7 protein-coding genes are annotated in these 12115 nt (G+C 59.5%); 3 read left to right on the top strand and 4 right to left on the bottom strand.

Annotation, left to right across the window (positions count from 1 at the left end):
• Window positions 1–21: 21 nt before the first annotated feature.
• Both G6N80_RS16805 and G6N80_RS16800 read right to left on the bottom strand, forming a co-directional pair.
• A complete protein-coding gene (locus G6N80_RS16805; protein WP_246251427.1) occupies window positions 22–3183 on the bottom strand; it encodes an efflux RND transporter permease subunit in 3162 nt (1053 codons plus the stop codon).
• Window positions 3180–4427, bottom strand: a complete 1248-nt coding sequence (locus G6N80_RS16800) for an efflux RND transporter periplasmic adaptor subunit (RefSeq protein WP_165135462.1) — start codon at window positions 4425–4427, stop codon at window positions 3180–3182. Before G6N80_RS16800 ends, G6N80_RS16805 begins: the two co-directional genes overlap by 4 nt.
• 237 nt (window positions 4428–4664) lie before the next feature.
• Here G6N80_RS16800 and G6N80_RS16795 point away from each other — a divergent pair, with 237 nt between their 5' ends.
• A complete protein-coding gene (locus G6N80_RS16795; protein ID WP_165135459.1) occupies window positions 4665–7148 on the top strand; it encodes an ATP-dependent helicase in 2484 nt (827 codons plus the stop codon).
• A 17-nt stretch (window positions 7149–7165) separates the two neighbouring features.
• Entirely contained in the window at window positions 7166–8311 is a 1146-nt protein-coding gene (locus tag G6N80_RS16790; protein ID WP_165135456.1) for an amidohydrolase, read from the top strand.
• Window positions 8312–8357: 46 nt separating this feature from the next.
• Here G6N80_RS16790 and G6N80_RS16785 read toward each other — a convergent pair whose 3' ends face one another.
• Window positions 8358–9746, bottom strand: a complete 1389-nt coding sequence (locus tag G6N80_RS16785; protein WP_246251426.1) for a DUF2778 domain-containing protein — start codon at window positions 9744–9746, stop codon at window positions 8358–8360.
• A gap of 282 nt (window positions 9747–10028) precedes the next feature.
• Window positions 10029–11255: a YeeE/YedE family protein gene (locus G6N80_RS16780; RefSeq protein ID WP_062554162.1), complete on the bottom strand. Its 1227-nt coding sequence runs from the start codon at window positions 11253–11255 to the stop codon at window positions 10029–10031.
• A gap of 190 nt (window positions 11256–11445) precedes the next feature.
• On the opposite strand from G6N80_RS16780, the gene pncA reads away from it, so the two are divergent.
• Entirely contained in the window at window positions 11446–12072 is a 627-nt protein-coding gene (gene pncA / locus G6N80_RS16775) for a bifunctional nicotinamidase/pyrazinamidase (RefSeq protein WP_062554161.1), read from the top strand.
• The last annotated feature ends 43 nt before the right edge of the window (window positions 12073–12115 follow it).

Below are 12115 nucleotides of genomic sequence, written 5' to 3'. Positions count from 1 at the left end.
CCGTGCAACGATCGGATGGGATCACTCCGCTGCCAGAAGCGGCCTTTCCTTCTCCTCATTGGCTGCCGGACGCGACGCGGTGACCAACTCCTCATGCAGCCTTTGCTCTTCATGCGCATGCGGCTTGGCAAAGCGTGCGATCAGGAGATAGGCAAGCGGCGTAATGAACAGGGTGACGATCGTTGCGAGACCCAGTCCGCCAACGATGACCCAGCCGAGTGCAATACGCGCTTCCGCACCCGCCCCCTGAGCAAACACCAGCGGCACGCCGCCGAGAATCGTCGCAATCATCGTCATCATGACTGGACGCAGGCGAAGGCGGCAGGCCTTTTCGATGGCGTCTCGAACGGCCATACCCTGATCTCGCAGCTGATTGGCAAACTCCACGATCAGGATGCCGTTCTTGGCCATGACCCCGACAAGCAAAACAAGTCCGATCTGGCTGTAGACGTTGAGAGTTGATCCCGTCAGCACTAGCGCGAAGATGGCGCAGGCAAGACCAAGCGGCACCGTGGCCATGATGATGATGGACGACAGCACGCTTTCGAACTGTGCGGCCAAGACCAGGAAGATGATGGCAATCGCAAAGCCGAAGGTAATGGCCATGCCGCTCGAATTCTCACCCAGCGTCTTGGCTTCCGCCAGCGGCATCAGCCGCGCACCCGGAGGCAGAAGCGGTTGCGCCAGTGCCTGCGCTTGCTGAAGCGCCTGACCAAGCGAAACGCCATCGCCGAGACCGGCAGAAATCGAAACCGCGGCCAGTTGCTGCTCGCGGTTCAGGCGTGGCGCGACCGCCCCTTCCTTGAGGCTGACGACAGTAGACATTGGCACGACCTTGCCGTCATTGGTGCGCAGGAAGATGTTCTGCAGATCGGTCGGATCATCGATCGGCTGCATCGTGGAGGTCAGCTTGACCGGATAGGCCTCTCCGTTGACGAAGACATCAACAATGGAACGTCCCTCCAGTAGAGCCTGCATGGCGGTCGACAGGCCAGTGATGTCGATGCCCAGATCAGAGGCACGCTCGCGGTCGATGGAGACCGAAAGCTGCGCCTGCGTCGGTTCGTTGTCGAGACGCGGCGTCTGGAAATCCGAGTTCTTTTCCATCGCCTGAACGAGCTTGATGGCGGCATCCGTAAGCTTCGCGTGCTCATTGCCCACCAGCGCGAACTGCAGGCCATTCCCCGCCCCGCGAATACGCAGACTGTTGGACTGGATCGCGAAACCACGCACCGCCGGAACTTTTGCCGCAGCTGCATTCACATCCGCAACGATCTGGTTCTGGGTGCGCGTGCGTTCGCCCCAGGGCGCCAGCGTCATCACCATGAAACCGCTATTGGTGGAATTGCCCATGCCGGAAATGGAGAAGATGTTCCGGATCTCACCGGAGTCGACCAACGGCTGGAGATTTTCCTCGACGCGGCGGATCTGGTCCTGCGTGTACTCGAGGCTCACACCCTGCGGCGTGGTCAGGCGCATTGCGACGAGGGAGCGATCTTCCAGCGGCGTCAGCTCGTTCTTGACCAGACCGAAAGCGACGAAGGCCGCCGCGCCGAACATGACCGCCACTGCGATGATGACGATCGGCGCATTGAGCGTAAACCGCAGCCACTTCTCATAGGTGTTCGCAAAGAGATTACCAAAGCCGGCGAGAAGCCCCTTCGGCTCGCTCATCGGCTTGGTCAGCATGCGAGAGGCCAGCATGGGGCACAGCGTGAGGGCGGTGATCGACGAAAGCCCCACGGCGAATGCCAGCACGAAACCGAACTCGCGGAACAGGCCACCCAATTGTCCGGGCAGGAAGGAAAGCGGAATGAACACAGCCGCCAGCGTTGCCGTAGTGGCGAGAACCGCAAAGAAAACTTCCTGCGTACCCAGCACCGCCGCAGCGCGCGGCCCCATGCCTTCCGAGCGTCGGCGCACGATGTTCTCGAGCACGACGATCGCGTCGTCCACCACGAGACCCGTTGCCAGCACGATGGCCAGCAGGGTGAGGATGTTGATGGAGAAGCCGACGAGGTAAATCGCCGTCAGCGTTCCGATCAGCGCAACAGGCATGGTCAGCGCCGGAATGAGCGTCGCGCGCCAGTCGCGCAGGAAGAGATAGAGAACGACGACCACGATGAGCGCAGAAAGCCCCAGCGCCAGTTCCACCTCATGCAGCGCACCGCGAATGAACACGGCGTCATCCGAGGTTATGATGATCCGCGTTCCTTCCGGAAGCACCTTCTGCAGCTCGGCGACCGCCGCTGCAACGCCCGTCGAGATGTTGAGCGTGTTGGATTGCGCCTGACGGATGATACCGAGACCGACGCCCTGCACGCCGTTGGACCGAAGCGTCGTGGTTCCGTCATCGGCGCCGAGATTGACGCTTGCAACATCACGAAGGCGGATATTGTCCTTGATCAGTACGTTCTCGAAGTCGCGCGGCGTCTCCAGGTTTGCCGTTGCGCGCACCACGATATCCTGCGTTCGGCTTGTGAGCGAACCGGCCGGAACATCGAGCGCTGCACTGGAAAGCGCAGTGGAGACATCGGCGACCGTGAGGCCACGGCTGGCGAGAGCCGCCTGATTGAGATCGACACGGAAGATCTTTTCCTGATCGCCGTAAAGCTCGACATCCGCAACACCCTCCACCGCTGCCAGCCGGTCAACCACCTGCTTGTCGACAAGCAGAGTCAGGTCTTCCATCGAAAGCTTTGAAGACGTTACGGCAAGCCGCATGATCGGCTGTGAATCGGAGTCCGCCTTGACGATGCGCGGCTCGTCCACTGTATCAGGCAACTGATAGGAAACGCGGCCAATCGCATCGCGCACATCGCTTGCGGCAACGGCAAGATCAACCGTGTCGTTGAACTCCATGGTCACGCGGCTGGCACCGAACTGCGATTCGGAAGACAGGGCCTTCAACCCGCTAACGCGGGCGACAGCGCCCTCTATGACCTGTGTCAATTCCTGGTCAACGGTCTGGGGCGAAGCACCTTCGTAATCGGTCCGAACAGTAATGACCGGCTGATCAACATCAGGGAGTTCGCGAACTTCCACGCCGACGAAGGCGGCCAGACCGGCCACGACCAGAAGCGTATTGATAACTGCCGCCAGGATAGGGCGGCGAACGAACAGAGCCGTGAAGGTGGATTTTGCATCCTCTGCCTTCATGTCGTGCTGATCCTTGCTGCTCATCGGGTCGCTGCCTCCGCCACGCGCTGGGGCTCGCCCTGAATGCGAACCGGCTGGCCTTCACGAACACGCTGCAATCCTTCTGTCACGATCCGGTCATCCGGCTTCAGGGCTGCCTGTACCAGAACCGTATCCGGATTGCGCTGGATGACACTGACGCGAACCTTCTGCGCCTTGCTATCGGCTACCTTCCAGACGAAGGCACCTTCGGCATCCCATTGAACCGACAGGGGGTCCACGGCCGGATAGCTTTCACCGGCGAACCGCATCGCCACCTGGAAGGACATGCCTGCACGCAGCAGATCCGTTGGATTATCGATACGGCCACGAATGCGGACGGTACGGCTTGCAGCATCCACGCGGTTGTCCACGGAATCGATCACGCCCTTGAACACCTGTCCCGGACGGCTGACCGAGGTTGCTTCGAAGGAAGCACCCGTTTCGATCTGGGTGATGAAGCGTTCCGGCGCGTAAAAGTCGACGAGGATCTCGGAGCGATCGTCCAGCGTCACGATACTTGTCTGCGTCGTAACGTTGTCACCGACATTCGCCGGGACGATTCCTGCCACACCATCGATCGGCGCGGTGATTTCCCGCCGCTTGAGGTTCAACCGCGCCGTGCTCAGCGCCAGCTTGGCGGCCTCTTCGGCAATCTGCGCATCCAGCGCATCAAGACGGGTCACGCTTTGGAGGTTCTTGTAAGACGCAGCCTTCTCGACCGCACTCCTCAGCGCTACCTGCGCCTTGTCCCGCTCGATCAACTGCTCGTCATCATCGAGGCGGGCGAGAACCTGACCCTTGGTAACCTTCTGACCTGCCCTGACGAGAATTTCGTCAATCGTGCCGGTCGCCTGCGGCATCACCACGACGGACTGGATGGCAACACCGCTGCCAATGGCTGTCAGCCGATCATTGATCGTGGCTGTCACGACTGGGCGAACGGCAACGAGCGTGGCCCGTTGACCTCCGCCTTGGCCTCCCGCTTGACCTCCCCCTTGGCCTCCACTCTGGCCAGCGCCCTGACCCTGCCCTGCCCCTTGGGCAGCACCCTGGCCGTTTCGCGCGGGGTTATCAGATTGAGCCGTTTTCTGCGCGTCTATCGCTGCCGGCTGGATGAGACCCACCAGACGCGCGGGCACACCCATTCCAACGAGACTTCTTGCCGCATCGGCGCTGACAAAGATCCACAGACAGAGCCCCGCGAACAGCACGACAATACTGAGGAGCAATTGCTTCCAGATGCGCATTCAGTCACTCCGGTTGAATTGAAGACGTTATCAAGTATCGCGTTCTACGGTTGGTTAGACAACGCTGGATTACCAATCTTGCCAAATTGTAACCTGACGGAAACTCACGGAATCGTGAGCCGAAAGCCACAGGATACGAATATGCATATTGATGCCATTTCTCATCTGGCGCACCACTGGAATAAAACCAGAACGTAGCCTATGGCCTTGTGCTTCCGGAATCATTAGATTGCGCTGATGACGAACAGTTTCGATGACATTCCGTTCTTCGATGAAGAACCGGATCACGGCTCCCGCCGTTCCAAGCCCCCTGCTCCCTCCACGGCAGCGCCCGGCAGCGGCCTGGGCATTGCGGCGCGTGCCATGGCCGCACGCGACCAGAGCCGCCCGGCCCCTGACTATCTTGGCGGCCTGAACCCGGAGCAGCGGGAAGCAGTCGAATCGCTGGATGGACCCGTTCTGGTGCTGGCCGGCGCGGGCACGGGCAAGACGCGCGTCCTCACCACGCGCATCGCCCATATCCTTGCGACCAATCGTGCCTTTCCAAGCCAGATCCTGGCCGTGACCTTCACGAACAAGGCTGCGCGCGAAATGAAGGAGCGCATCGGCGTTCTCGTCGGCGGTGCGGTCGAAGGCATGCCGTGGCTTGGCACTTTCCACTCGATCGGCGTGAAGCTTCTACGGCGTCATGCAGAGCTTGTCGGCCTTCGCAGCGACTTCACCATTCTGGATACGGACGATGTTATCCGTCTGATTAAACAGTTAATTCAAGCAGAAGGCCTGGATGACAAGCGCTGGCCTGCGCGCCAGTTCGCAGGCATGATCGACGGCTGGAAAAACAAGGGGCTGACGCCGAAGGATATTCCCGAAGGCGATGCGCGCGCCTTTGCCAACGGCAAGGGTCGCGAACTTTATGCCGCCTATCAGGCGCGACTGAAGACACTGAATGCCTGCGATTTCGGTGACCTCCTGCTGCACCCGATCGATCTATTCCGCCGCAATCCGGATGTGCTGAAGGACTACCATCAACGCTTCCGCTACATTCTGGTGGACGAGTATCAGGATACCAACACCGCCCAATATATGTGGCTGCGGCTTCTGGCACAGCGCCCGAAGGATGTGCCGCAAAACGTCTGTTGCGTCGGTGACGACGACCAGTCCATCTACGGTTGGCGTGGCGCTGAAGTGGATAACATCCTGCGTTTCGAGAAGGATTTTCCCGGCGCGAAGGTCATTCGCCTTGAACGGAACTATCGCTCTACCGAGCATATTCTCGGCGCCGCAGGACACCTGATTGCGAACAATGAAGGTCGCCTCGGCAAGACGCTTTTCACGGAACGCACTAATCCCGATGACGAAAAGGTGATCGTCCACGCGGCCTGGGACTCGGAAGAAGAAGCCCGTGCCGTGGGCGAAGAGATAGAGCAGCTTCAGCGCAACAAGCACAAGCTGAACGACATGGCCATTCTCGTTCGCGCTTCCTTCCAGATGCGCGAGTTCGAAGATCGATTCGTGACCCTCGGCCTTAACTACCGGGTCATCGGCGGTCCGCGCTTTTACGAGCGCCTCGAAATTCGCGATGCGATGGCCTATTTCCGCCTCACCTGCCAACCGGCGGACGATCTGGCCTTCGAGCGGATCGTCAACACGCCAAAGCGTGGGCTGGGCGATACGACCGTCCGCACCCTGCATGATTATGCCCGTGCCCGCGACATTCCCATGCTGGCCGCCGCGGCAGACTTGATCGAGACCGACGAATTGAAGCCCAAGGCGCGCAAGGCGCTTTTCGATGTGATTCAAAGTTTCAGGAGATGGTCGGAACTGCTTGAAACCACTCCCCATACGGAGCTGGCCGAGCAGATTCTGGAGGAATCCGGCTACACCGATATGTGGAAGAACGACAAATCGGCGGAAGCGCCGGGTCGTCTGGAAAACCTGAAGGAACTCGTACGCTCCATGGAAGCGTTCGAGAGCATGCGCGGCTTCCTGGAGCATGTCTCACTCGTCATGGATGCCGAGCAAAACGAGGATATGGATGCCGTTTCCATCATGACGCTGCATTCGGCAAAAGGTCTGGAATTCGAAACCGTTTTCCTGCCCGGCTGGGAGGAAGGTCTTTTCCCGCACCAGCGCGCATTGGATGAAGGCGGTCGGGCAGGCCTCGAGGAAGAGCGTCGCCTCGCCTATGTCGGAATCACCCGTGCCAAGCGGCGCTGCCACATCTGGTTCGTTTCGAACCGGCGCATCCACGGCCTCTGGCAGTCCACCATGCCGTCGCGCTTCCTTGATGAATTGCCGCCGATGCATGTGGATGTTGCCGAATCGGAATCGAGCTATGGCGGTTATGGTCGCGGCGGCTACGGACAGTCGCGCTTCGACAAGGCGGATCCCTTCGCCAATTCCTATTCAACTCCCGGCTGGAAGCGCGCTCAGGCCAACAAGAGCGAAGCCACCCGCGACAACTGGGGCAGCCGTTCCGGCCATGCTGTCGAGCGGATCGGTTACGGCGAAAGCGGACCACGCGGCAGGACCATTGACGGTGAATTGGTCGCCAAGTCGGTAGCCGATACGCCGTCGAAGTTCCGGGTGGGCGACCGCGTCTTCCACATCAAGTTCGGTAACGGCAATATCTCGAACATTGAAGGCAACAAGCTGACGATCGATTTCGACAAGGCCGGCCAGAAGCGCGTGCTTGATGGCTTCGTCGACAAAGCGACGTAAGTCCGCAAGAGGCAGATGTGAGCACTTCAGATACCGACCTGACCGACCTGATCATGTGGAGACGCCACCTCCACACCATGCCGGAAGTTTCTGGTGAAGAGCACCAGACTGCGGCAGAGGTCGTGCGCTTTCTGCAGGCTTCGTCGCCGGATGAGATCGTGACGGGTCTCGGCGGCACGGGCGTTGCGGCGGTGTTCAACGGTCGAGAGCCGGGGCCAACAGTCCTGTTTCGTGCGGAACTCGATGCCCTGCCGATTGCTGAAGTGACCGAAGTTGCACACAGGTCGAAGATCACTGGCAAAGGCCACATGTGCGGCCACGATGGGCATATGGCGATGGTGGCCGGTCTGTCGCGAGCCTTCAGGCGCGAGCGCCCGGCATCGGGCCGCGTCATACTGCTTTTTCAACCCGCTGAAGAAACCGGCGCGGGTGCTGCGGCCGTAATAGCAGATCCCGCATTCAAGGCACTCAAGCCCGACTTTGCGTTTTCGCTGCACAATATTCCCGGTCTGCCTCTTGGACACAGCTGGATCAAATCAGGCCCGGTCAATTGCGCCTCCTGCGGGCTGCGGATCGCGCTAACAGGCAAGACCGCGCATGCCTCTTCGCCAGAGAGTGGCACCTCTCCGGCTCCTGCCATCGCAGAACTTATTCCTGCCCTAACGGCTCTGCGAAAAGGCCATATCGAAACCGAGGATCTGGTGCTGACCACGGTCACCCACGTTGCAGTGGGTGAACCGACATTTGGCGTGGCACCGGGTGACGCTGAACTCTGGGTAACGCTGCGCACCGTCAGCGATGACGGTATGTCCGAATTGCGCGAGGCAGCGGAAGGTCTCGCTCGAAACCTGGCCGAGAAACATCAGCTAGGCGTCTCTTTCAGCTATCACGACGAGTTTCGCCATTGCCGTAACAATGAACAGGCGGTGGACATCATTCGCCGCGCCATGGACAAGGAAGATCTGCCGCATTCGACCGGTCAGATGTTCAAGTTTTCCGAGGATTTTGGCCGTTTCGGAGACGCTGCGAAATCGGCCATGTTCTTCATCGGCGCCGGAGAAAATCAGCCCGCTCTTCATAACCCGGACTATGATTTTCCCGACGCCCTGATCCCGATCGGCGGACGCATATTCTTGCGCATCGCGAAAGAACTGCTGGGATAGAGGCCTGCGTGTCGGCACTTCAGCCCCGACACGATCATGGCATCAATCAGGTATCCCCCTTCAGATAGTCCACAAGCGTCCGACGACCGCCGTTATCCGGCGCATTGTCTGATGCGGAGGCCGTGCTGGCAGGCGCGGAGCCACCGCCACGCAGGTTCAGTTTCCGCAGCGCAGCCGCCGGGATCGTACCATTATGACGATCGACAATGATCATGTGCGTAACTTCGCCACGCTGGAAGGCGCGCAGGAACTTGTCGTAATTCGCAAATGCCACGCAGCCATGCGAGTCACCGCGCGTCCGCAGCATATAGCTATGCGCCAGCAGGCCGGTTCGACCGAGCGGATTGACGCCATCGGTCGGCGTGAGGCGAATGGCAGCGACACCGTGGAAAAGCTTTTCGCGCATCGACAGGCGATAGGTGCCCGGAGGTGTCGGACCACGCATCTTCACATGCGTATATTTCGGGTTGTCACGCATTTCACCAATGCCGGAATGGGCTTCCAGACGCTCACCGCTCGGCATGTGCACAACACCGTTGGTGATGTCGTAGACCGCAACCTTCATGCTGTTGCCGCCGCGATCCGGCCACGGAACGCTCTTGGCAGGCGCTTCCTTCATCGGGTTCTCAGGACGGGCAAAGGCCAGCGCCTTGGGAGCTTCCTCTTCCTCCTCTTCAACCGCGGCAATGGCGGGCTTCTGAACTGGCTTTGGCTGTGCGGATGGCGCAATCGCCATGGCCAGCGCATTGGCTGCCGGACGGCGGATCGGAAGAGGACCGGCCATCGGCAGGCCATCATCCACGGATGGCGCCATGGCTTCTGCCACAGCAAGCTCGGCAGGGCTTTGCAGATCGGCAACTTCAACCTGCCCCTCGTCTACATTGCCCTTTGGCAGTGCATCCCAGGCAGTCTCGGTCGGCGGCGCGATGATAACGGTCTCGTCAAGCGCAGCCACAAGGGCGGTCTTCACGTCGCCGCTCTTCGGCCGCTTGGCGGCAAGGCTGGCGAATTGCTTGTCCATCTCGGCTTGGGCGAGAGCTGCCGCAACACCGGATTTAACGGCCTGATCGGCGGGAACCTGTGCATTCAGATAGGCCAGATGCGCACCGTCAAGCCGCGCGGTTTTTTCGGTCGTTCCACCGTTCAGGCGGGAGAACTTCGCGATTTTCAGAACCCGCTCCGCTTCGGAGATGGGGGCAGCGAGAATCGGCTTCAAATTCAGTGAAGCCTTCAGCTGGTGAGAATAATCGGAAGGTTTGATGCTACCCATGCTGTGAACGGTCGCAAGCGCGCCCATCATCCAGCCACCAATGGCAAGGCCGAAACCGAGTGCAACCGTACCCTTGATGAGACCATAGGCGGGAGACGCCTGCTTCGTCTGGCGGCGTCGCGAAGATGTTTTGACGGTCCGAGCCGTCTCGAAAGCCACTGCCATGATACGCATCACCCCTTACTCAGTCGAACAGCCGAAGCGAACAAACCTGCTCCGGACAGAAGAGCCCGCCTGCAATCGACGTGAGCTTGGGAGTACCCACGAACATGAGACGTTCGCGGATAAGAATGACAAAGTATGGTAACCAATGTGTTTACAAGGCCCCCTGAAAGTTCAGCAAGCCATTATAAACCGATACCGCCGGAAGTTTAACCGAAATGCGGCGAACCGACGGCAAGCCGTCAAAATGCCGCATATCAGCAATTTTTAGGTGTATTAATCTGATCAACCGTCGCTTTTCAGGATGACGGAACGCTCGAAGAAAAACCACGGGCGCAGGCGCACACCAATCACGTTTCCGGCAAAAGCAGCCACCGCCCAGAGATAGCCGTGGAGGCTGCCGGAGGCGATTCCCGAAAAATAGGCCCCGATATTGCAGCCATAGGCGATCCGCGCGCCGTACCCGAGCAGCAATCCGCCAACCACGGCAGCAAGGATCGAGCGCAGTGGAATATCAAGCGAGGGCGCAAACCGGCCTGCGAGGGCCGCGGCAAGCATAGCCCCTGCGATGATGCCGAAATCCATGACAGAGGTGATATCCGCAAACACGCTCTGAGAAAGGGCTTTCGCATTGCCGGGCATCTGCCAATAGGCCCACTGGGTGGGGTCTATACCAATCAGTTGCGCTCCCTTCGCGCCCCAAAGGGCAAATGCGGAGGTAATCCCCCACGGACGTCCAGCAATCGCGAGGGTGGCGAAGTTGAGAATGACGAGCGCGACGGCACCTGCCACAAGCGGCCATGGACCCCGCAAGTACCGCTCGAAACCCTGCCGTGGTGGCGCGGGCTCTTCCTCAAGTCGACCACGGCGCTTTTTTTCGAGGATCACCGTAAGGCCTGCAATGGCGGCGAAGATAACAAGGGACACAGCTATCCCGCCAGCAGCACCGAACGTCTGCCAGAGCGCAGTTGGCGGCACGGATGGTAGAGCGAGCCACCAGTCGAAATGAATGGTTCCGAGCAGCGAGCCGATGATGAAGAACAGAAGCGTCACCAGCATGCGCGCGTTTCCACCACCCGCAGTAAACAATGTGCCAGATGCGCACCCACCGCCAAGCTGCATGCCCACGCCGAACATGAAAGCCCCGACGATGACACCGATCCCGGCAGGCGACACATTTCCCTTCACCTCATGGCCAAACAAGGTGCCGGATGCGAGAAACGGAAAGAATAGAAGAACGGCAAGTGCCAGCAGCAGCATCTGAACGCGCAATCCACGCCCGCGACCCTCTGCGATGAAGACGCGCCAAGCCGAGGTGAAACCGAAGGCGGCGTGGTAAAGCGAAACGCCAAGGGCACCGCCGATCAGAAACAGCGCGCCCTGAGCAGGACCGTATACGGCACCGAGCGCGAGGGTTCCGACAACAAGTACAACCAGCGAAGCAAGCCCGGCTGTTCCCAATGGCGGCACGCTCGACGTCCCCGGCACTGGGGAAGTTGAGGCAAGTGACATCTTGAATCTCCTGAATGATCCGACCTAGCTAGAGCGCAGCCTTCGAGCCGACGAGGTATCAGATTGCGAGTTCGCGTCTGCTTGCGGAATTATTTTGCATTGGTTCTAATATAGGGAACCCTAGCAACAAACTTGATCGAGCCTCGGCAAATTGGCATCTTGCGGCAAAGCAAATCACGGGAGACACATCATGCGGGCCTTGTTGCTGATCGATATTCAGAACGGTTTCTGCCCCGGTGGAAATCTCCCCGTCCCGGACGGCGACGCGATCGTGCCTATCGCAAATCGCCTGATCGACGAAGGGCCCTATGATGTGATCGTCGCCTCGCAAGACTGGCATCCGGACAATCACGGCAGTTTCGCATCACAACATCCGGGCAAGAAGCCGTTCGACATGGGAGAGCTTTCCGGACAGCCACAGGTCATGTGGCCGGATCACTGCGTTCAGGGTACTGCCGACGCAGAGTTTCATCCGGATCTTGATCTGGAGCATATCGATTACATTCAGCAAAAGGGTGAGAACCCGGCAGTCGATAGCTACTCGGCATTTCGCGACAATGATCAGGCCGCAATCACCGGCCTTGCGGGCTACCTTCGGGCGCAGCAGGTGACGGAGCTTGATCTGTGCGGACTGGCGACGGATTACTGCGTAAAGTTCTCCGCGCTGGACGCAAGAGAGATGCTGCCGGAGATCAAGGTGCGTTTCATCGAAGATGCGAGCCGCGGTATCGATCCGCAAGGCGTGAAAGCCGCTATCGAAGAAATGCGCGCCGCGGGTGTATCCATATGCAGAAGCACTGATATTCTGGCAGACTGAGCTGCATTTCGGGATCCAGAGGCTTGCCGCCCTATCGCAATAA

It is taken from the genome of Rhizobium rhizoryzae (genome assembly GCF_011046895.1).
GTDB classification, from domain to species: Bacteria; Pseudomonadota; Alphaproteobacteria; order Rhizobiales; family Rhizobiaceae; genus Neorhizobium; species Neorhizobium rhizoryzae.
Note: the sequence above shows the minus strand (reverse complement) of the source record. Positions and strands in the feature narration are given on the sequence as shown.

What these genes read in the sequence shown, in the direction of transcription:
- G6N80_RS16805 (WP_246251427.1), bottom strand. Translation starts at nt 3,183, where the DNA reads ATGAGCAGCAAGGATCAGCACGACATGAAGGCAGAGGATGCAAAATCC.
- G6N80_RS16800 (WP_165135462.1), bottom strand. Translation starts at nt 4,427, where the DNA reads ATGCGCATCTGGAAGCAATTGCTCCTCAGTATTGTCGTGCTGTTCGCG.
- G6N80_RS16795 (WP_165135459.1), top strand. Translation starts at nt 4,665, where the DNA reads ATGACGAACAGTTTCGATGACATTCCGTTCTTCGATGAAGAACCGGAT.
- G6N80_RS16785 (WP_246251426.1), bottom strand. Translation starts at nt 9,746, where the DNA reads ATGGCAGTGGCTTTCGAGACGGCTCGGACCGTCAAAACATCTTCGCGA.
- G6N80_RS16780 (WP_062554162.1), bottom strand. Translation starts at nt 11,255, where the DNA reads ATGTCACTTGCCTCAACTTCCCCAGTGCCGGGGACGTCGAGCGTGCCG.
- pncA (WP_062554161.1), top strand. Translation starts at nt 11,446, where the DNA reads ATGCGGGCCTTGTTGCTGATCGATATTCAGAACGGTTTCTGCCCCGGT.